Origin of the sequence: Priestia sp. YIM B13490 (genome assembly GCF_042787735.1) — a bacterium.
GTDB classification, from domain to species: Bacteria; Bacillota; Bacilli; order Bacillales; family Bacillaceae_H; genus Priestia; species Priestia megaterium.
The window spans coordinates 54,901-77,335 of sequence record NZ_JBHZOT010000002.1; the positions used below are offsets into that span (position 1 = coordinate 54,901).

Annotated in this window: 17 protein-coding genes; 3 read left to right on the forward strand and 14 right to left on the reverse strand. The window is 38.1% G+C overall.

All coding sequences use genetic code 11. The features are described 5' to 3' along the window. Nucleotides 1–80 precede the first annotated feature (80 nt). Nucleotides 81–1,031: an ABC transporter substrate-binding protein gene (locus ACFX4R_RS05715; RefSeq protein ID WP_165575369.1), complete on the reverse strand. Its 951-nt coding sequence runs from the start codon at nt 1,029–1,031 to the stop codon at nt 81–83. Between the two features lie 262 nt (nt 1,032–1,293). Between ACFX4R_RS05715 and ACFX4R_RS05720 the strand changes: the two genes are divergently transcribed. Both ACFX4R_RS05720 and ACFX4R_RS05725 read left to right on the forward strand, forming a co-directional pair. Next, nucleotides 1,294–2,163 carry a permease gene (locus ACFX4R_RS05720; RefSeq protein WP_043979385.1) on the forward strand — a complete coding sequence of 290 codons (870 nt, stop codon included), beginning with the start codon at nt 1,294–1,296 and terminating at the stop codon, nt 2,161–2,163. Between the two features lie 16 nt (nt 2,164–2,179). Continuing rightward, complete coding sequence (locus tag ACFX4R_RS05725; RefSeq protein ID WP_377569108.1) at nt 2,180–3,016, forward strand: TIGR03943 family putative permease subunit; 837 nt, start codon at nt 2,180–2,182, stop codon at nt 3,014–3,016. Between the two features lie 38 nt (nt 3,017–3,054). Here ACFX4R_RS05725 and ACFX4R_RS05730 read toward each other — a convergent pair whose 3' ends face one another. The 12 genes from ACFX4R_RS05730 to ACFX4R_RS05785 all read right to left on the reverse strand — a co-directional run bounded on the left by ACFX4R_RS05730 (nt 3,055) and on the right by ACFX4R_RS05785 (nt 16,584). Next, nucleotides 3,055–5,823 carry a bifunctional diguanylate cyclase/phosphodiesterase gene (locus tag ACFX4R_RS05730; RefSeq protein ID WP_377569110.1) on the reverse strand — a complete coding sequence of 923 codons (2,769 nt, stop codon included), beginning with the start codon at nt 5,821–5,823 and terminating at the stop codon, nt 3,055–3,057. Nucleotides 5,824–5,909: 86 nt separating this feature from the next. Continuing rightward, nucleotides 5,910–6,437 (reverse strand): GNAT family N-acetyltransferase, encoded by a 528-nt coding sequence (locus ACFX4R_RS05735; protein ID WP_043979389.1) that lies wholly within the window; start codon nt 6,435–6,437, stop codon nt 5,910–5,912. Nucleotides 6,438–6,546: 109 nt separating this feature from the next. After that, entirely contained in the window at nt 6,547–7,098 is a 552-nt protein-coding gene (locus ACFX4R_RS05740; protein WP_013056190.1) for a hypothetical protein, read from the reverse strand. 341 nt (nt 7,099–7,439) lie between these two features. Beyond that, nucleotides 7,440–8,201, reverse strand: a complete 762-nt coding sequence (locus ACFX4R_RS05745; RefSeq protein ID WP_377569112.1) for a serine hydrolase — start codon at nt 8,199–8,201, stop codon at nt 7,440–7,442. Nucleotides 8,202–8,215: 14 nt separating this feature from the next. Next, a complete protein-coding gene (locus tag ACFX4R_RS05750) occupies nt 8,216–9,223 on the reverse strand; it encodes an ABC transporter ATP-binding protein (RefSeq protein WP_043979393.1) in 1,008 nt (335 codons plus the stop codon). A 12-nt stretch (nt 9,224–9,235) separates the two neighbouring features. After that, on the reverse strand, nt 9,236–10,141 hold the full coding sequence (locus ACFX4R_RS05755) for a C40 family peptidase (RefSeq protein WP_043980573.1): 906 nt from the start codon (nt 10,139–10,141) through the stop codon (nt 9,236–9,238). A 31-nt stretch (nt 10,142–10,172) separates the two neighbouring features. Then, nucleotides 10,173–11,117 carry a S66 peptidase family protein gene (locus ACFX4R_RS05760; protein ID WP_377569114.1) on the reverse strand — a complete coding sequence of 315 codons (945 nt, stop codon included), beginning with the start codon at nt 11,115–11,117 and terminating at the stop codon, nt 10,173–10,175. Between the two features lie 88 nt (nt 11,118–11,205). Next, complete coding sequence (locus ACFX4R_RS05765; RefSeq protein WP_377569453.1) at nt 11,206–12,849, reverse strand: peptide ABC transporter substrate-binding protein; 1,644 nt, start codon at nt 12,847–12,849, stop codon at nt 11,206–11,208. 23 nt (nt 12,850–12,872) lie between these two features. After that, the gene (locus ACFX4R_RS05770) at nt 12,873–13,871 is read right to left on the reverse strand and encodes an ABC transporter ATP-binding protein (RefSeq protein ID WP_377569116.1); all 999 of its coding nucleotides are present in this window, start codon (nt 13,869–13,871) and stop codon (nt 12,873–12,875) included. Nucleotides 13,872–13,875: 4 nt separating this feature from the next. After that, nucleotides 13,876–14,814, reverse strand: coding sequence for an ABC transporter permease (locus ACFX4R_RS05775; protein WP_025749326.1), 939 nt, complete (start codon nt 14,812–14,814; stop codon nt 13,876–13,878). Nucleotide 14,815: 1 nt separating this feature from the next. Further along, nucleotides 14,816–15,745 (reverse strand): ABC transporter permease, encoded by a 930-nt coding sequence (locus tag ACFX4R_RS05780; RefSeq protein WP_013056182.1) that lies wholly within the window; start codon nt 15,743–15,745, stop codon nt 14,816–14,818. Between the two features lie 14 nt (nt 15,746–15,759). Continuing rightward, entirely contained in the window at nt 15,760–16,584 is an 825-nt protein-coding gene (locus tag ACFX4R_RS05785) for a M55 family metallopeptidase (RefSeq protein WP_116371870.1), read from the reverse strand. 252 nt (nt 16,585–16,836) lie between these two features. Here ACFX4R_RS05785 and ACFX4R_RS05790 point away from each other — a divergent pair, with 252 nt between their 5' ends. Then, entirely contained in the window at nt 16,837–18,132 is a 1,296-nt protein-coding gene (locus ACFX4R_RS05790) for a purine/pyrimidine permease (RefSeq protein WP_043979411.1), read from the forward strand. A gap of 30 nt (nt 18,133–18,162) precedes the next feature. Here ACFX4R_RS05790 and ACFX4R_RS05795 read toward each other — a convergent pair whose 3' ends face one another. Next, the gene (locus ACFX4R_RS05795) at nt 18,163–22,368 is read right to left on the reverse strand and encodes a tetratricopeptide repeat protein (RefSeq protein WP_377569119.1); all 4,206 of its coding nucleotides are present in this window, start codon (nt 22,366–22,368) and stop codon (nt 18,163–18,165) included. Between the last annotated feature and the right edge of the window lie 67 nt (nt 22,369–22,435).

The following is a 22,435-nucleotide window of genomic DNA, read 5'->3' on the forward strand; positions in this document are numbered from 1 at the left end:
CTTTCTACAGTTTTCTTTTCTAAACAAATAGAAGCAAGAATAGAATAACTATTCTCGCCTCTTTGTCAGACTCTGTTATGTTACTTCTGCTTATTGTTTAGTAACTTAACCGTATCTTTTCCAATTGCCTCAGCTGAAATCACTCCTCGGAATCTTGTCCATAAATCACGGTCTACTACAAAAACTTTATCATTTTTAACAGCTTTTAAATTTTTCCAAAGAGGATTTGTTTTCCATTCATCCGTTACAAGTTTACCTTCGTTATTTGCTAGGATTAAAATATCTGGATTAATGTCTGACAACTGTTCTAAATTCATCTCAGCATATGCTTCTTTGTCTTGTACAGCGTTCTTCAATCCTAGCTTTTCAAGGAACTCTCCGTCATAAGAAGAAGATGTATGCGCTTGGAAAGAAGTATCTCTGACAACTGCTGGTAAGACTGTCTGACCACTTTCTTCTTTTAACTCATTTTTTAATTTTGAAATTGTTTCTTCATGCTCATTTAAGCGCTGTTGTGCTTTTTTTTCTTTTCCTACTGCTTTCGCAATTGTTTTAAATGAATCTATATTTTCTTCATATGTAGATTCACGACTTTTCAATTCAATTGTAGGTGCAATTTTGTTTAATTCTTTATAGATTGCTTTATGACGCTGCACATCGGCAATAATTAAGTCCGGCTGCAGGGAACTAATTACTTCTAAATTTGGCTGTTGACGTGTTCCTACTGAAGTATAATTGATCTTCCCATCTACGAGTTTTTCAATCATATCTTTTTTGTTGTCGTCTGCAATTCCTACTGGCTTCATTCCTAAACCTTGCAAAGCATCTACAAAGGATAGTTCAAGCACAACTACTTTTTTTGGATTTTCAGGAACTTTTGTTTTTCCCAGCTCATGCTGCACAGATATCTTTTGACTATTATCTGAATTTTCTTTTGATGAATTTTGAGTTGACCCGCATCCTGCTAGAACAAATAAAATAGAAACAATAGCAGCTACACTGGCAAGTCTAATCTTTTTAACTTGCTTCATTTTAACGCTTCCTCCTATGTATATACTCTGTTTGACGCTGATAATCATTATCATCAATGTTATCTGTTAATTAAAGGTGCGTCAATAGTTTTCTCGTAATATGGGACATTTCTTGAATAAATAACAGAAGAATCCTTTTAATCCCTTTCTTGAAAAAGCTTTATTCCCTCCCTTTTTTACGATACACTATCTGTAAGTTGACCATATTCAACTTTATTGTACTAACGCACTTTTAAATAATCTTAATTTTGGAGTGAAGATAGTGAATTCGTCTCTATTACAAATGAATACTATATTTATTAGTATTCTCATCGAAGCCCTTCCCTTTGTATTACTGGGCGTGATCATTTCAGGAATTATTCAAATTTTTGTAACTGATGAAATGATGGCTCGAGTTATTCCTAAAAATAAAATAGGTGCTGTCCTATTAGCTAGTGTGATTGGAGCTCTTTTTCCAGCCTGCGAATGTGGAATTGTTCCTATTACTAGACGTTTAATGGCAAAAGGAGTTCCTCTTTATGCTGCTATTCCTTTTATGTTAACAGGTCCTATTATTAATCCAGTTGTTTTATTTTCTACCTTTGTAGCCTTCGGTAATGATTGGAAGATAGTATTGTATCGTGCAGGAGTGGCTTTTATTGTTTCCTTACTTGTAGGTTTCATTTTAAGTTTTCAGTTTAAAACACCTCAGACGAAACGTGAGGTTCACCTGCATACTTCCCCCAAAAAAATGAGTGCGAAGGTTTCAGAAGCTACCCGTCATACTATTGATGAGTTTTTTTCTGTTGGGAAATTTCTGATTATCGGAGGATTAATTGCAGCCGGGATGCAGACGTTTGTTAAGACATCTACTCTATTTTCATTAGGTCAAGGCGATGTTTCATCAAACGCGGTAATGATGGGACTTGCATATGTATTATCGCTTTGCTCTTCTGCAGATGCGTTTATCGCTTCCTCGTTTCGCAGTACGTTTACAGACAGTGCTATTGTTTCATTCTTGGTATTCGGCCCAATGTTTGACATTAAGAATACGCTGATGATGCTAGGCCAATTTAAGACTAAATTTGTCTTTACACTTTTGGCTTATGTCTTTATTTTAGTACTTATTGTTTCGATCTTAATTGTTCATTAATAAGGAGGGATTTAGCATGATTCGTATTTTAATTTTAATAGGGTTTACGTTCATCTTCATGCACCTTCATGCAACTGGGGATATCTCAAAATATATTAATATGAAATATTCTTGGATTTCATTTGGTACTATCTTTGTACTTTGGCTTTTAACTATCGCAGAATTAATCTTTTACATGATAGGCCCTAAAAAACATGATGATGATTGTAGCTGCGGATGCGCCCATAACCATCAAGAAAGCAAATGGAAACGAAGAGCATGGTACCCAATTTATATTTTACCTGTATTCACTGTCTTATTTTTACCTGTCGCAACTCTTGATTCTAACATTGTTGAAGCTAAAGGATTTCATTTTCCTATTTATGATAAAAAAGATCCTTATTCTTCTCATCAATTTTTACAGCCGGATACAAGTTCTTTTTACGGCGAAGAAGCCTATGACCAAATGATTCATCATGACCTTAAAAAATTTTCTAAAGGAGAGAATATCAACTTAGAAGATGAGGAATTTTTAAATGCAATGGAAACTATTTACCGATATCCTGGTCAATTCAGTGGCAAAACCATTTCATTTAAAGGATTTATGTATCAAACGAAGGAGCTAAAAAAGAATCAGTATTTTCTCTTTCGCTTTGGTATTATTCATTGTATTGCAGATTCAGGGGTGTTTGGAATGCTCATTGAGTTTCCAGATGACGCTGCTTTTAAAAATGATGACTGGGCAACTGTTACAGGTGAAGTCAGTACAATGTATTATCAGCCGTTCAAAAAAACCATTCCTGTTTTGAAAGTAACAAAAGTGAAGCGGGAGCAGGCTCCAAAGGACCCTTATGTATATCGAAATAACCAATAATTAAAAGCCGTTCTTTTAAATAAGAACGGCTTTTTACATTAATGAACAAATTCCATTTTTTCTTCGATTTTATGAAATTTCTCATAAAATTCCTCCGCTGAAATCGGTTTGGAGAAATAGTATCCCTGCACTTCATCACATTTTTCTTTATGAAGAAGTTCTACTTGTTCAACTTCTTCTACACCTTCTGCTACGACGGATAGCTGCAAACTTTTGGCTAGTGTAATAATGGCTCTGACAATCGATACTTCCGTTGTATTAGGATCTAAATCTTTAATAAAAGACCGGTCAATTTTCAGCGTATGAATAGGCAGCTTCTGAATATAGCTAAACGAGGAGTATCCTGAGCCAAAATCATCAATTGAAATAAATACTCCTGCATCTTTTAAGATTTGTAGCTTTTCGATTGTTTGCTCAACATGCTTCATCGTTACACTTTCTGTAATTTCAAGTTCTAAATATCTTGATTCTAACTCTACTTCACGCAAGACACCTAACACATAATCAACAAAATCAGTTGTGCCAAAATCCACGCTTGATATGTTCACACTCATTTTTAAGGGAGGAAGTCCTTGAAGCTGCCAATACTTATTTTGATGGCACGCTTTTTTTAATACCCATTTCGTCAGTGTAACAATAACGCCTGTTTCTTCAGCAATCGGAATAAATTCTGCGGGAGAAATGACGCCCATCTCGGCATGAGTCCACCGGATTAAAGCCTCCACTCCAACAATATGGCCACTTTGAATATTGACTTTCGGCTGATAGTGAAGCTCCATTTCGCCCAGCTCAAAAGCCTTGCGTAACCCATCTTCAATTCTCATTCGTCGCGTAGTATGAACCTGCATTTCTTTTTGATAAAACAGATAATGATTACGCCCTTGTTTTTTGACTTCGTACATCGCTAAATCAGCATGGCGAACTAGCACTTCAAGAAATTTTCCATCTTTAGGAAATAAACTAACTCCGATGCTTACCCCTAAATAAACATCTCTCGATAGCACTACAAAAGGAGTGGATAAGCAGTCATTTAATGATTGACAGATTTTTTTCACTTCTTCATCAGTCCTATCATGCAGTAAAACTAAAAACTCATCTCCTCCAAAACGCGAAAGCACATCTTGGTTTCTTATGCAGCTCTTCATTCGATCAACAACCTGAAGCATAAGCTGATCTCCAGCATGATGACCAAGCGTGTCATTTACCTGTTTGAAACGATCTAGGTCTAAAAATAAGAAATGAAGCTTTTTTCCTGAAGCAGCTGCTGAATCAATGGATTTCTCTACAATGCTTGAAAACATACTTCGATTTGGTAAATCTGTTAGCATATCGTGAAAAGCCATATATTGAAGCGATTCTTGAGCTTTTTTCTGTTCCGTTACATCTCTAGTTACTGTCTGAAAAAGCGTCTCTCCATTAATTTGAATGAGCGTAGATTTTACTTCTAAAAAGAGTTCCTTACCTAACGCATTAAACATTTTCAATTGAGCTAATGGAGATCTTGGCTCATCTTTTCTATCCTTTACTGCCTTCAATCCTTTTTTAATATCGGGAACTTGTTCAGATGAAAAGAAATCATATAACGATTTACCAACGAGCTGGTCTTCCGTTACTCCTAAAAGCTGAATCATAGCATCATTCACAGACACGACCTCTTCTTCTCGATGGACCATAATTGCCAATGGAGAGGAGTAAAACAAGTTTTCATAGCGATTTTTTGCTTCAATCAACGTTTTTTCCGCTTCACGCTCTTGCGTCATATTGCGGATATACAACATATACTCAACCGTCTCTTCAATTCCTACCGCCATCACCGTTATCTCAACCGTAACTTCTCTATTACTTATCAAAAGGGAGTGCTCAGTTCGTCCATCTTGTAGAGAAGAAAATTCGTAGAAGGGCAGCAGCTTAACAACATTACTCCCGATTACATCTGATGCTTTAAGAGAGAAAAGCGTTTCCGCTGCATAATTGAGCGATAAAACATGTCTTTTTTCATCGATCACCAAAATAGCATCCAGAGCGGATTCAAAAAAAGCCCATTTTAAAACTTCTTGTTTTTGTACGCGTCGATCCATAAAAATGGTTAAAAACACAGCCGTAAAGAGGCAGACAATAAAAAAAACAATAACGACGGATAAATATATTGGATTTAAGGCAAAACCGTTTGAGTGTTCAGACATTGACATTCCTGAAAAAGAAGCTGCCTGCATGCCCGTATAGTGCATACCTGCAATAGCAATGCCCATAATAGTAGAACAAATAACCTTAGCAAAAACGGTAAGCTTCCCTTCATTTAGCTTTGAATAAAAACCAAGCCACAAAGCTGTATTAGAAGCAGCAACAGCAATAAGAATAGAGAGAAAAACGATAAATGGATCATACGAAATCATAATTGGCTCCATAGCCATCATGCCCAAATAGTGCATAAAAACAATTCCCGCTCCCATAAAGCTCCCTGCAATGATAAGTGCTTTTATACTTTTCTTTTGTTTGTGAATGAGGTAGAGACCTATATAACATCCCGTTATCGCTCCCAAGATTGAGAGAAGAACAAACCATAAATTATATGAAACATCTACGGGCAGGTGAAAAGCAAGCATGGCGATAAAATGCATTGACCAAATGCCTATCCCCAATGTAAATGCCCCGCTGATTAACCAAAACTGAATAAATTTTGCCCGGGAAATTTTCACACGATTAGCTAACCCAAAAGAAGCGTACGCCGCAGTAATAGCGATAAGGAAAGAGAGTGTAACGAGTAACTCATTGTACGTCCCTTCTAGTAAATGTGTATGATGATTCATTCATGACCTTCCTTCAATTCGTTCTTTTCTTTGTTATCGGTTAAGGCCTAAAAATATTTACTATTTCAAAAGAACTTATGCTTGATTTACTTCTTACCTTTTGAACGTCCTGACAATATCGCGCTCACTTTTTCCTTGTTGACAGTGTATAAACAAGTACAATCATCTGACTCATACGCCTCTTCTAGTTGAAACGAAAATTTTTTTAAAAGAGTAATTGAATCTTTATTATTAGGATCAACTTTTGCTTCAATTTCTTGTATACGAAACTCTTCAAAAGCTTTTTCTAGCAAAAGGCAGAGCGCTTCTGTCATGAGACCTTTTTTCCAAAAAGGTCTGCCTAAATCATACCCAATCTCTGCTTGCTTTTTAACATAATCAATACGGTTTAGACCGCAGGTTCCAATGATCTCATCGGAAGTCTTTAATCGAATAGCATAGCGTGTTGCTTTCCCTTCTTTCGTCAAACTTTGGAGAAGTGCAATCATGCTTTCCGCTTGATAAAGCGTCGTAAAGGGCTCAATATTCATATATCTAGTAACCTCTTCATCCGACCAATATTCAAAAACTTTAGAAGCATCTTTTTTTTGAAGAGGAGATAAATATACCCTCATCTATGTTCTCCCTCCTTTTGGTGAATGATGAAACAAGACATTTTCATCTGCGCCTCTTTCACATCTTAAAAAATCTCACATGGTGCACGGAACATGTGAGATTTGACATTTAACTATTTTTTGATTGTGCATCGCGCAGCTGCGTATATAAACGATTAATTGCTACAGTCATTGACTGTTCATAGGAATGATGATCATAATAAACGGCTATATTTTTTAACATTTCATACGTTTGATGATCAAGCTGCACCTCAAGCGTAATTTTTTCGTCAATTGTTGCTGTTTGCAAATGATGAGGCAAGTCCTCTTTTGTAGACACTTGCTCTGCAATATGAATTGCTTCTTCTACTGTTTCAATTCGGCCGTACTGATGCACCCATCTTCTGCCCATTTCAATTGTATCTTTTACAAACTGACGATTGGTAATGGTATCTTTAATATTAAATTGATGATCTGCCACATATACAGATTGATACAAGATGACACTGATCACTTCGTCTTTTAAATTTAATTTTCTCAGCTCATCAATTAAATCCGCTATATATTTAGGTAATGGACTAAATGTCCCTCGCACTTCCTTAATTAAATCCATAGCAATGGATTCAGTTGAATTGCGTTTAAATGCTTTTATAATATCTATCATTACATGTTCGTTTGCCATACATACACCACCATTTATGAATCGAATAATTTCATGCTCCTTGCTGTTTTGCATAGACATTCACTATTCGTTTAAAATATATACTATTATTCTATTATATAAAAAATATGAATAAGTTGGTATAGGATGAATGATTTATCATTATTTTTTCATAAAATTTTATGAAAAAGAACATGTTTATCTATTACTAGCACAAATCCAGCACAGCAAACAACGATCTCGCCAAAATCTGAGAAGATAAGTATTTATTATTAGTAAATGTGAGTTTTTCTTTGATAGAAGACATTAAATAAAAGGGAGCAAACCAATTCCGCTTATTGAAGTATATGGTCAAAAGATTTTTAGATGTTAGATGACAGAAGATATCCAATATCAGCAATTAATCTCCTTCCCTGTTCATTGTCACTTAGTCCATCTATCAAAACAACGGCATAATATGTTTCGTTACCTCGCATGAGAATAGCACTATCATGTTCTGCTCCCTGTAGTTCTCCAGTCTTATTCGCAGCTTGAAACGCTGATCCTATACGTGCTGGAAGCTTATGCTGAAACTGCTGCATTTCTAACATTCTCATTATTTTTTCGCGACTAGATTTTTGCAAAAGGTTTCCTTCATATATTTCCCTTAGACACTTTACTACGTCAGAGGCACACGTATAATTATCAATCCCTTTTTCAACAGCGATTTCGTCCATCATATAGCGGTTTAAAACGGTTTTCTTTAATCCTAGATTTTTAGCACATTCGTTAATTTTTTCAAATCCTACTAAAGAAATGAGTTCATTTGTAGCTGTGTTGTCAGAAACAATTATCATAAGGGTAAGCAGCTCTTCTACTTTAATATGTGTTAACCGCGGAAGAGCTCTAAGTACGCCTGCTCCGCCAACCGTGTTTTTTTCCATTCTTTGAATGACAGATGTTAAAGCCAAGATGCCCGCATCAATTTGACGAAACGTTTCTATTGCAAGCAGCAGCTTGATTGTACTTGCTGCTCGTTGTTGGATAAAAGAATTAATCTGTATGGATTCTTTTCCTTCAATATGAATACGTATAAGTCCATTATTACTCCGCTTCCATGTAGTAACTGCATCTTCGATTTTCATTCTCGCTCTTTCCATCATTTTGTCGCAGCTGTTTCAATATAGTTGTTACTCATTATCTTTTGATTGTATAAGTGACAGGATACAAAGTGATTGTCTTCAACTTCCTGCCACTCTGGCTTTTGAGTCTTACAGGCTGCTACTGCAAGAGGACAGCGCGTATTAAACACGCAGCCAGAGGGCGGGTTAATTGGACTCGGTAATTCTCCTTTAAGAACAATCCGCTTCCGATTATCCTCAACGTCAGGATCAGGGATAGGAATAGCTGACAGTAGAGCTTGAGTGTAAGGGTGAAGCGGTTTTTGATACAGCTCCGAACTTGTTGTTAATTCCACTAAATGCCCTAAATACATAACTCCAATACGATTGCTTATATGCTTTACCATCGACAAGTCATGTGCAATAAATAAATAGGTTAACCCTTTTTCTTTTTGGAGTTTTTTTAATAAATTAACTACTTGAGCCTGTACAGACACATCTAAAGCAGAAATAGGTTCGTCTGCAATAATGCATTCTGGATTTAGTGCTAAAGCTCTCGCAATCCCTATACGCTGGCGCTGTCCGCCGCTGAATTCATGAGGATAGCGATTGGCATGATCACGGTTTAGCCCGACATCTTCTAGCAGCTCATACACGCGGTTCAGCATCTCTTTTTTATTCGAATAAAGTCCGTGAACCTCCATTGGTTCTGAGATAATCTCCTTCACGGTAGAACGAGGGTTTAGTGAAGCATATGGATCTTGAAAAATCATTTGCATATTACGATGAAAAGCAAATTTTTCTTTCTCTGATAGCTCATGCACGTTTTTCCCTTTATAAAGCACCTCTCCTGATGTACGGTTATACAACCCAATGATTGTTCGCCCCGCAGTTGATTTTCCGCAGCCGGATTCACCAACAAGTCCAAAGGTTTCTCCTTTTGAAATATGAAAAGACACGCCGTCTACTGCTTTCAAAACCTGCTTATTCGTAATCGAAAAATATTTGCTCAGCTGCTTTACTTCTAACAAATGCTTCGCTGTCATAACTGCCACCTCCTAATAATAGCGCCGGGCTGCGCACAGCTCTTCTTCATAAAGCGTTTCTTTTAATTCAATCAGTTCAACGGTTTTACCTGTTTTAGGTGAATGAAGCATTTTTCCTTCACCATAATAAATACCAACATGGTGGATAGACCCTTCACCTTTTTCATGAGCGAAAAACAGCAAATCTCCAGGTTGAATAGAGGCTAACCCCACTTCTTTTCCTTGCCTTGCTTGATCGGTTGCATCCCTTGGAATAAGATATCCGTTTGCTTTATGAGTAGCATAGGCAAACCCGGAACAATCATATCCCCAGGCACTCATGCCCCCCCATAAATATGGAAGATTCAAAAACTGTTCTCCTGCTGCAATAATCCTATCCCCAGTTCCTTTTACTTTACGGTTTCTATCCTCTATTACAACAGCATCTTGACGTTTTATTCTCCCACTGCCAACCGGCGTTTGAACTTCTAGCCATTCTTTATCTTCTTTTAAAAGAGGCAGCTGCGTTTGATAACTAATTTGCAAGGCTTCTTCCGCTAGGTGCAGGGTCGCAATCGTTGCTGATACCACCGCCGTTGGTTTATTCAACGGAAAATATTCAGTTTGAGAAATCAGTTGGTGAAAAGGAACCCACCCGGGATATCCTCTTTCATCTTTAGAAGAAAACTGAGAAGGAATAACGATTTTTGCCCATTTACCTTTCATTTCTGTTACATATACTTCTTCTCCTAGTAACAGCTGCGTTTGAACTAAATTTTTCTCACAAAGCTCCAACCGGCGTGTATACGTTAATTGTTCTAGCCATTTATCCAGTTTTACTGGGACACTTATTGCATTGTCATCTATTTCTCTGCTAGAGTCATAGGAAGTCCAAACAGTCGCCACAGCTACACAAACGTAATACGTTTTTTTATCCATCACTTATTTATCCTCCCCGCAGGTTTAACCTTCAGCGTTCGACTTTATCTTTTGGTAATGTAATACCGGATTCAAATTCCACCATTCGTTCATAAGTCGACATCGTGGCATAGCTTCCAATCGCCACAGCTGTTTGAGGCGAGCAATGCCCGATGTGAAACCCTCTCATCACAGGTTTTTTTAAAGAAGTCAGGTAACTTGTTAATGCCTCTTCTAAAGAAAGCGACTCCGTACGTTTTTTAGGATAGCAGTTATGAAAATCTCCCATAATAATTCCCGCTGCATCCTGCAGTTTATTGGCCATATACAGCTGTGTCATCATGCGGTCAATTTCATACGGCTCTTCATCAATATCTTCAATAAATAAAATTCGATTTTTTGTATCTAGCTCAAATGGTGTGCCAAGCGTGCTTACCAGCAAAGTCAGATTTCCTCCTATCAGCTGACCAGTTGCTTCTCCTTCACAAATGGTGTCGAGGGGACTAATTTGATCCGTATAGCACAAAGAACGGTGAGAAAATAATTGATAAAAAGCTTGCTTCGTCTCTATATGAACATCTTCTTTTCCGAGATCCGACGAAAGCATTGGCCCGTGAAAGGTAACCAAACCTGTGCGCTGATGAATAGCCGTATGTAAAAACGTAATATCGCTATATCCCCAAAAAACCTTTGGGTTTCGCTTAATTAAATCGTAGTTTAATTGCGAGGCAAGTCTAGCAGTCCCGTAACCTCCGCATGCACAAATAATTGCCTTTACTTTCTTATTGGCAAACATCGCATGTATATCGGCTGCTCGCTGTTCATCAGTCCCTGCCAAGTACCCCTTTTTTTTATATAAATGCGCGCCTGTTACTACGTTTAATCCTATTTCCTTTAAATATTCTATTCCTTTTTTTAGATTGTGCTGATTAGGCGGACTAGCAGGTGCAATAACAGCTACTGTATCACCTTTTTGTAATGGTTTTGGTTTTATCATTTGTTACACTCCTTTTGTGTAAAGAAATGAAGAAAGTGAAACTTGGGTCAGAAGGGTATTGAAATCCCCTCTGACGAAAAGTTCCACTTTACTGTTTATCTGCCCACTTCAAATCTAAATAGCCAACAGGATGACGAACAATTCCAGATACGTTATCTTTTATTAAAAACACATAGTTGTAGAAATGGATAGGAATGATTGGCATCTCATCAAATAAAATACCTTCTGCTTTATACATAAGCTCAAAACGTTTTTTATTATCCGTTTCGTTCATAGCTTGTTTAATTAACTCATCATATTCTTTATTGCTCCAAGCTGTACGGTTCATTGAATGACCCGTCTGGAAGCTCTCTAAAAAGTTAATTGGATCTGCATAATCAGCTAAAAATGAACTTCGTGACAGCTGAAACTTTAACGCTTTTTGTTCTTCTTGGAAAACATTCCATTCCATATTGGCAAGCTTCACATCTACGCCTAGATTTTCTTTGAACATTTGCTGCAGTGCTTCTGCTATTTTTTTATGCGTATCGTCTGTACTGTATGTTAGCGTAATAGCTGGCAGCTTTTTATATCCTTCTTCTTTCATTCCTTTTTTCAGAAGTGCTTTTGCTTCTTTGCTATCTGTTTTTAATAAATCGCCGCCCGTTTTACGGAAATCCTTTCCATCTGCATCTTTAAATCCGTAAGATACGAACCCACGAGCTGGTTTTTCTTTATTTTTTGTAACAAAATTAACAATTTGATCTTGATCTACAGCCATTGCAAATGCTTTACGGATATTTTTGTTTTGAAAGGGCTCTTTATCTAAGTTAAAGCGATAGAAGTAAGTTCCCGCTTGGTCTTCGATATGAACATCTCCATCTTTCAGCAGCTTTTCACTTAAATCCGATGGAATTTCAGAAACATCTAGTTCTCCATTTTGATACATTTGATATTCTGTGTTTGTATTTTCAACAATTGCCCATTTTACCTTGTCAAGCTTTACATTTTCAGCATCCCAATACTGATCGTTTCTTTCCATGACTAGATTACTGTTATGCTTCCATTGAGTTAATTTGAAGGGACCATTAGCAACAAACGAGTCTGCTTCTGCAAACCATTTCGGATTTTTTGTTGCTACTTTTTCATTAATTGGGAAGAACGCTGGATTGGAAACTACGCTTAAGAAATAGGCTTGAGGGCTCTTAAGCGTAACTTCAAAGGTTTTGTCATCTAGCGCTTTTACCCCTATTTGATCAGCACTACCTTTACCCGTATTAAATTCTTCTCCACCTTGGATGAAATAACCTAAAAATGCCGCTGGTGAACCCGTCTTAGGATCTAACAGCCTCTTCCAAGCAAATACGAAATCACTTGCTTTCACGTCATCTCCATTTGACCATTTAGCATCTTTTCGTAAATGAAACGTATAGACCTTTTTGTCCTCAGAGATATCCCATTTCTCGGCCATTGCTCCTTCAGGCTCATCGCTTTTTCCTAAACGAGTCAGCCCTTCCATTAAGTTATTAAGCATATTCCATGAATATGAATCAAATCCAATAGGCGGATCAAAAGACGTAGGTTCTGCGCCATTATTCATATAAAGGACCTTACCGTCTTCTTTTGCTGTACTGCTTTTCTTTTCTGGCTCCGCGCCTGAATCTTTTGTGGCCGTACAGGCAGCAAGTGCAAATATAAGTACACACATCATTAGTAAAGACCCTATTTTTTTCATCATTTCCCCCTCTTTCATAAGTTCTCTATTCATCTATAAATCTAGCTTATAGTTGTTACAAATTTTTGGGCTCTCTCATCTTGAAGCCAGCAGTGCACTTGGTGACTTTCTTTCAGCTTTGTTGACGTAGGATACATGCGGTCACATACTTCCATTACGTAAGGACAGCGAGGTGCGAACGAACATCCGGGTGAAGGTGCAAATAAATCGGGAGGTGATCCTGTAATAGGCACAAGTTCACTTTCGTATAAATCTAACCGAGGAACTGAACGCAGCAATCCTTTTGTATACGGATGCTGCGGCGTATAAAAGATGTCTCTTCTTGTTCCAATCTCTACAATCTTTCCTGCATACATTACGGCAACACGGTCAGCTACTTGAGCAACTACACCTAAATCATGGGTAATTAAAACAATAGAGACATCCGTTTTCTGCTGAATATCCTTAAACAATTCTAAAATCTGCGCTTGTATCGTAACGTCAAGAGCTGTGGTAGGTTCATCAGCAATTAGCACTTCGGGATTGCATACAAGAGCCATTGCAATGACAATACGCTGTCTCATTCCCCCGCTAAATTCATGAGGATATTGCTTTAGGCGTTCTTTAGGATTTGGAATTCCGACTAGCTCCAGCATTTCAAATGCTTTTTCTTTGGCTTTTTCTTTTGAAATGTTTTCATGTTGCATAATATTTTCTGCAATTTGCTCACCTACGCGAAGAGTTGGATTAAGCGCAGTCATGGGATCCTGAAAAATCATCGAAATATCAGCGCCTCGAACGTCTCGCATTTTCTTTTCTGATAGTTTCGTTAAATCCTGGCCTTTAAATAAAATAGATCCGCTTGTGATCCTGCCCGGAGGTGTCGGAATTAACCTCATAATACTTTGAGATGTCACGCTTTTTCCGCACCCTGACTCTCCGACAATCGCTAGTGTTTCTCCTTTATGTAAATCAAAACTAACGCCTCTTACAGCTTGAACTCGCCCTCCGTAAGTTGAAAACTGTACGTGTAAGTTTTTGATTTGGAGCATTTTTTCCATTTGCTTACCTCCTTAATTTCGGATCAAGTGCATCTTGCAGTCCGTCTCCAAGGACATTAAAAGCAAACATGGTAAGAGAAATAAAAAAAGCGGGAAAAAACAAACGCCACCAATAGCCTGATAGAATCGTTGATAAACCATCGTTTGCCATTACTCCCCAGCTGGCATAAGGAGCTTGTACACCCAGCCCTAAAAAGCTTAAAAAAGCTTCAGCAAAAATGGCAGTTGGTACGGTTAGTGTCATTTGAACGATAATCGGTCCCATCGTATTTGGAAGCAGGTTTCGCTTAATGATACGACTAGTTTTTGTTCCAAACGTTTTGGATGCAAGCACGTATTCATAGTTTTTTATTTGCAATACTTGCCCCCGTACAATTCTCGCCATCCCGATCCAACCTGTAACGGAAAGTGCCACAATAATCGTAGAAAGCCCGGGGCCCATGACTACCATTAGTAAAATCACGACTAATAAATAAGGAAGACCGTATAAAATTTCAATTACGCGCATCATGACATTATCTGTTTTTCCGCCTTTGTAGCCTGAGAATCCCCCGTAAATGACACCGATGATAAAATCAATAAGCGCTGCCATCAGTCCTACAAATAAAGAGATTCTAGCCCCGTACCATGTCCGGGTGTACATATCTCTGCCTAAGTCATCCGTTCCAAACCAATGACTAGCTGAAGGAGGAAGATTTTGCTCTGTAAAAGAAGCTTTCGTTACACTGTAGGGTGAAAACATAGGACCGAATATAGCCATCACAGCGAGAATGACTAAAAAAAAGAGACCCAGCATGGCCAACTTGTTTTTTACAAGCCTGCGCCAAGCATCATGCCAATAAGAAAGACTCGGCCTTACAACTGCTTCAGCTTCAGATTTCTTTTTTTTCTTTGGCACAAACCACTCATCAGGAATTTGCTTATACTCCTGTTTTTCCAGCACGTTATCCCTCCTTCTTATACAGTTTGATTCGTGGATCAAGTATTCCGTAAGCAATGTCTACTAAAAAAAGCATAATGATGAGAATCGAACTGTAAAAGACCGTCGTGCCCATAATTACCGGGTAGTCTCTCGTATTAATACTGTCCACAAAATATTTTCCCATGCCAGGAATAGCAAAGATTTGTTCAATAACAAATGTGCCGGTTAATACGCTGGCCGCAATCGTTCCAAGAACTGTTATAACGGGCATTAAAGCATTTCTAAGCGCATGCTTAAATACAATTTTTACTGGTGAAAGCCCTTTTGCACGCGCTGTTCGAATATAATCTTGAGTTAGTACTTCTATCATACTTGAGCGAGTCAAACGTGCAATAATAGCCATAGGACCTGTAGCAAGAGCTAGAGTCGGAAGAATCATATGTAAAGGGCTCGTCCACGTAGCGGCAGGTAAAATTTTCAAATTAACAGAAAGCTGTTGAATTAACAACGTGGCCATAACAAAATTTGGAACCGACAATCCGATAACTGCTATGCTCATCGCCATGTAATCAATTATTCCATTCCTTCTAAGAGCAGCGATAATGCCTAGTGTAATACCGGAAATTACCGCAAGAATTAACGTCACCATTCCAAGTTCAAATGACACGGGAAACCCTCTTCCTAGAAGGTCGTTAACCGTTTGAGACGGCTGTTTAATGGAAGGACCAAAGTCAAAGGTAACAATGGATTTTAAATAAAGAATATATTGCACAGCTAGCGGCTCATCTAAGTGATAAAATGATTCCAGGTTTTTTTGAACTGCATCGCTTGTCGCTCGTTCTTCATTAAATGGAGATCCAGGAATCGAATGCATTAAAAAGAAGGTTAAGGTCACAATTACCCACAGCGTAACAAGCATGGATAAAAATCGTTTCAGAATATAACTTTTCACCTTTATCCCACCTTCTAACAGAATGTTGTGCGCGTAGCTAATTCAGTCATAACAAGCATGGCCTGATAAGCTTCTAAAATATCTTTTGCTTGAAACCGAACGGTCGTCGTTCCAGGCTCAATTTCTGTTCCCGGCATTAAATGCGCCCACTCTGCTTGACCGTAATTTGCAAATTCTATTCGTAAGGTTGGATGTTTAGGTGGAATTAAAGGTTTAACAAGGTGTTTGTGTTGAATAGCTGCGGCTGTTTTTTCTTGAAGTAATTGTTCTGCTTTCTTAGGGGTTAATGTTTTGGCTGCAGAACGTGAAATGGCCTGTTTGACGATAGCAGTCGTCACGTTTGGAATAAGCTGCTGTGCTTCCAGCGCCGTTTGGTCATCACCGGCTACCATTAAAACTGGCACGCCGTAATAGCCTGCGACGTATGCATTGAAGCCTAACTCTCCAATATTCGTATCGTCTATGTACATATTGCGAGCACCAAATATCATCGAATGAGACATGACACCAGGCATGGATGCTTTAGCATGATATCCTAGAAACATAGCACCATCAAAAGTCTGATCTAATCCCTGTACCATTGAATATGGTTTTACGCTTCCTGAAATAAGCTGAGTTTCTGGATGAAGCCGTTCAACAAGGAGATTATTCATACTCGAATGACTGTCATTTACCACAACTTCTGAGCACTGTTCTCTAAATCCTGCATAAATTACTGCATTTGCTTCATCCGTCATTATTTTGCGGCTTCTCTCATAATTTTCTTTCTGTCGCAGAACATTTGTGTGATCGACGAGTCCCGTAATTCCTTCCATATCAACCGACAGATATAGTTTCATTTGTCTTATTCCTCCTCCTTCCTTGACTGTTAGTCAGTTCATTATAAATTATTCTTATGTTTATAATTTATAATTGTAAGAAAATTATAAATTATCTTTCTTCTTTTTACAACAATATATTGAATTTTTTGACACTTTATTCGTCTTCCTTTTAACAAGATATCGCTTACAAATTGGAAATCCCATGGTAAAATAATAGAGCAGCCTGTTGGTTCATTCAGCCGCTCGTCGGCATTAATTGAGGTGTTAAGAATGTTTCGAGTTTCCATTGCTTCACTACAATGGTTTTTATTTATGATTTCTAATAGTATGATTGTTCCTATTGTAATTGCTTCTCAGTTTCATTTAAACGCAGCGGATTCTATTCAATTTTTACAGCGAACGTTATTTATTTTAGCTTTATCCGGGCTCTTGCAGGTATTTATAGGGCATAAATATCCCATCATGGAAGGGCCAGCTGGTGTTTGGTGGGGCGTCTTTTCTCTGTATGCGAGTCTTGGAACGGTTCTGTTTGGTTCTCACTCTGAAACGCTCCGCGTACTGCAGTTCACCCTCCTTATAAGCGGGATAATCGCTATTTTGATGAGCCTGCTTGGTCTCATTGATAAACTAGCAAAATACTTTACCCCGACAGTTACCGGTACATATTTAATTTTATTAGTGACGCAGCTCAGCGGTTCCTTTTTAAAAGGAATGTTTGGTATTACAGAAACGAATTCAGCTATTAAACTTCCTATTGCGCTGGCTTCAGCTGCGATTTTGCTGCTGACTTTTTATTTATTATCACACAGGACGTTAAATAAGCTCAGCATTATTATTAGCATTGGTGTAGGCTGGGGAGTATTTGCAATACTAGGATTAGCTAAACCTATCGAGTTTCAGGCGCAGTTATTTTACATACCTAAAGTGTTTGTATTTGGAGCTCCTCGCATTGAATGGAATATGGTTGTCACTGCTTTTTTTGTGACGCTCATTTTAATTACAAACATGCTCGCTTCTATTCGTGTTGTTGAGTCTGTTTATAAACACAAAGGAGAAAAAATTGAAAAAGACAATATTAAGCGTTCCGGGATGGTTTCGGGTATAAGTCAGCTGCTTGGAGGATTGTTTTCAGGTGTCGGTGCCGTTCCTATTTCAGGTTCCGGTGGATTTATTTCAGCTACAAATCTTTATAGCCGAGTTCCTTTTATTGTAGCATCGTGTCTTTTGCTTTTTTTGAGTATCTTTACTCCTTTAACATCCATTATGTCCGCTCTTCCTCCTGCTGTCGGATACGCGGCAATCTTTCCTGTTTTTACAGGTATGATAGCTCTTGGAATTGGAGAATTCAAGCATGCCAAACAGCCCGAAAAAGCAATGAAAAAAGCCGGTATTGCGTTGCTGTCGGGGATAGGGGTTATGTTTTTGCCTTCTCAAGCTTTTTCAACACTGCCACCTTTAGTTACTACGTTTTTAAGCAACGGATTAGTTCTTGGCACAATTATCATTCTTGCACTGGAAATTTCTGAATCCATTTCTTTGAAAAGACAAGGTGCAAAAGAGGGATAAAAAAAGAAGCTGAAACCCAGCTTCTTTTTTTTACCTTCTTACCGTTAATCCTTTTAGTTCATCGTCTGCCATAGCCAGTTCATAGAATTCTCCCGTTTCATCATGTGCTAAAACATAATCCAACTCTTCCTGAGCAGAAGCAGTTTTTCCAAGAACAGCTAGATAGCATGCCAAGTTATAGCGAATAAAAAGATCTTCGTCTCCACTTTCTACTCTGGTTATCATAAGCGAAGCTGCTGCTTCCGTTTCACCTTCTAAATGATACGCGATACCTAAATCAGTATACATCCCTTCATACTCTTGACGCTGTTCAATCGCTTTTTGAAGAAGCTGAACAGTTTCATGATAACGTTCTGTTTTATTATACAGTTTTGCTAGTCCTGCATATATGTCAGGCTGATAAATCTCCTGTTGAAGTAATTCTTGAAAAGCTGTCTCCGATTTTTCTACCTCTTCAAGGCTACTCAAAATAAATGCCCGGTATATCTGCAAATCTATATGATACGGCTGCTGTTCAAGAAGTTTTTGAACTAAGTTTAGCGCTTCATGTGCAGCCTGTTCATTTTCATGGATATTAACGAGTATATTGGCTAAATGATAGGCAACATCAAAATCCCAGCTTTGATGCAGCGATTTTTTCAGCACGGTGATGCTATCTTCAATTAATCCTTTCTCTTCGTAAAAAGCCGCAAATGCATGCACAGCCTCTTTATTATTCGGATCCGTTTTTATAGCAAGTTCATACAGTTCAATCGTTAAGCCAAGCAGCGTAACCGTTTTTGCTTTTGCTTTGAACTTTGCTAAGCTTCGTTTGAAGATAGATCCTTGCTGCTCTTCTACGATCGAATCGGCATACTCATTTAAAGCCTCGGCTGCGTTTTTAAATAACAAGCTTTTGCTGTGTTTTTCCATTTTTATCTTTTTTAAATCTGCCGTAAGCCCGGACAGTTTTTTTCCATTTGGAAAGCTAGACATGAACGTTTGAAATAGAGCGTAATCTTCCGGATTCTCACTTAGTAGCTCTGTAAGAATTGTTCTAGCTTCTTCATATCTATGCTCCATGATGAGCCATTTTGCCTGATGGTGGCGAATAGCAGGATTCTGTGGGTCTAGTTCAAGCGCCTTCTCTAAATACGTTTCAGCCTGTGAAATGTCTCCTTTTAGGCGATACACATGAGCCTGGCTGTCAGCAAGCCACTGAGGCAAAACGATTTCCTTTACGCTTTTTAATACCTCTAACAGCTCTTCATACTCTTTCTCTGTTTCACAAAGTGAAGCTGCGTGCTCAACGTTTACTTCCATAGGATTCAGCTGTATCCATTGAAGCAGCCAATTCCTTTCAGCCGTTCGATTTTGTTCTTCACAAGCCATTTCAGCAAGCTTCATACAAGCGGCTTCAAATGTTTTATCAAGAGTTAAGCATTTTTGGAAGGCCTCTTTTGCTTCAGTGATGCGATTCATTGATTGATATATTTCACCTAACCGATAATATGGCAAAGCATCTTGCTTGATACGAAGCGCTTGTTGATAAAGTTTCTCACTTTTTGTTAGCTGCTTGGCTTGTTCGTATAATATGCCTAAGTAGCACATGTACAAAATCTCATTAGGGTGCTCTTGATGTTCTGCAGTTAAAAACTTAATTCCACGAGTCAGTAAGGCCGTGTCTTCTAAATAACTCGTATATGCTTCTAACACTTCAGCTAGCGCTGTTTGAGCAAAATGAATTCCTTCTTCATAAAGAGCAAATCCAAACTCTATCGTTTGGTCGTCTAGATTCTTCTCTTTTGCTGCATCCAAAAGCATGCTGCCTGCATCCAACAGGACGTCGCTGTTCGATGAAAACTTCTGCGCAATAAGCGTGAGCGTATCAACGGCCGTTAAATGTTCACCTGTTTCTAGATACGCATAAGATAAGCCCAAATACATAAGGGCATCTTCTTCTATTTTTAAGCCTTCTTTATACAGAGCAATAGCTTCTTCGTACCTTTGATTCGCGACGTATAAATCGCCTATTCTTCCTCGAATTGTCATGTCGCTTGGGAGATGCTTCATGCCTTCTTTGAGATAGCTTTCAGCTTCGTCTGTTTTTTCTAGTTGATATTGTAGCAAATCAGCTATCGAAAGATATGGATAAGGAACAGTCGGCAAAAGCTGTTTAGCTACTTGAAATCCCCGGTAAGCTTTACGAAACTTTTTTAAATGTTCATCACAACGGGCTCTTTCAAACCAGCTGTGCGCATCTTTTGGGTTTTCTTTTAATAACGCGTCGAAAAGATTTCTGGCTTCTGCATATCTTTCTTTCTCCATTAAAATAAGTCCGTGATTGATTTGTGTATAAGATTCATCGCCATACATATTTAAGGAAATGGTCGAGCATTCAAAAGCCTTTTCCAGGTTTCCTTTGTACATATATGCAAGTGCTAAATAGCTCCAGTTCAAATGCTGCTCTACGTCTAATTGCAGGGAGCTGCGCAGTGCTTCAACAGCCTCATCATACTTCTCTTCATCCAGCGCAATTCTTCCTTTAAGATAGTGATAAAAAGAGCTATGCTTTTTGTTATCTATGTGGTGTAACAAGGAAGATGCTCCCTTACTGTCGTCAAGTTTAAAAAAGGCATATGCAGCGTGAAGCTTAAGATAATCATGATTGCTATACTTCTCTAACACATGGTTAATACACGTACGAATATAGGCTTCATGCTCTTTTCTATACAAATGCTTCATACTGTAAATAGCGGCAAATGGAACATGCTCATTTGCTTTTAGTAAAGAAACGAGATCATTAATGTGTGCCTCTTCATTCGCTTCAACTAGTTCGATTAAGTCATACAGCTGACGAATAAACACATCTTGCTCTTTAGAAAGTGAAGCGAGATCCGCTGCCGCTTTAGAAGCAACAATTGATAAAAAACCCGAATTAGCGTAATGCTGATCAAAATTTTTATATTCTACATACGTTGGACTTAGAAAATTAGCATCTTGTACATGAAAAAGTTCAAGTTCATCATCATAGCCAAATACAACTTGAACATGGGAAGCTTGTTCAAATTCCAGACTGACCAAAATAGGCAGCCCTTTGTCTAATAGTTCTTTAAACTGTTCAACTGTGCCTGTAAAAAACATCGCTGCAAAGCCAAGAGATTCAAAGTAGCTCACCGCAGTTGATAATTTGGAGCCTAACCCTCCGTAAATACGCGTCCCAATCTCATCCTGTGTTTTTTCGGTATGTAAAAGCCTTAACATCATACTCATACTAGCTGGCACGCAATAATTATCTTTTTGAACAATCGGTACAATAGGAAGCTTGATTGTACTGCATTTATCGTCTGTATTCTTTCCAATTAATTTTTGATAAGGTGAATCTTTTAAACATCGCTTAGTCGAGAGCAGATGCGTAAGCTGAGATTGCTGCTTCTGTTCAAAATAAATGTCGGCGCGCAGCAGCGTAAAAAAATCTTGATAATCGTGATAGGGTAACTTTGAATCGATAAATTCAATCGTTTCAAGCAAGAGAGAATACTCTTTTAAATCTTTTAATCGCATCACTTTATCCATATATAAAGACGGAAGCTGTGGGTAGCGGACAATAGCCTCGTTAATTTTTTCAAGCGATTGTTTATGCTTCCCTTCATACGCATATAAGTCTGCGAGCATTGCATAGCAAAAATCTCCATTCTCCTTATATGTCGTTCCTTCTTTTAAGCAGGCTTCAGCTTTCATTCTGTCGTTGAGCTGCAAATGAAAATAGCCCCATCTGTCAGCCATACCCTTTTGATTATGGGACGTTACTTGTTTCATCCACTCAGAAGCTTCATCCACTTGTTTCATTTCTAAAAGAATTCTTACCTTTAAAAAATAGATTTTCTCAAGCTGTTCCTCTTTAACTGATTCCGTATCCAGCTGAGAAATTAATAAAGAAAGTCTATCATCAGCGTCGAGTATCTTGCCTTCTCGCAGGAGATCATCACAATAAAGAGTTACCATTCGAATCGAGCCAAATCGACGATATCCATATGTCGTTAACATTCGACTTAAACGATTTAATAAAGCTTCATCACAAAAGCGTATAAGCTCGTACAGCTCTTCTTCCGTTTGTAAGTTTGCTAACCATTCTTTCACAATACCCGTAAGGCTCTTTGGTTGAAGGCTTTGTACTTCTTCTGTTATATACGCTACAAGATCAAATATTTGATAATGATCCACCATGCTTTTTAATTTCTGATAATTTATACTCAATTCAAAACCACCTTATTCAATAAAATAAGAACTATTGCATCTGCTGTCTATAAATTGAAGTATAAGA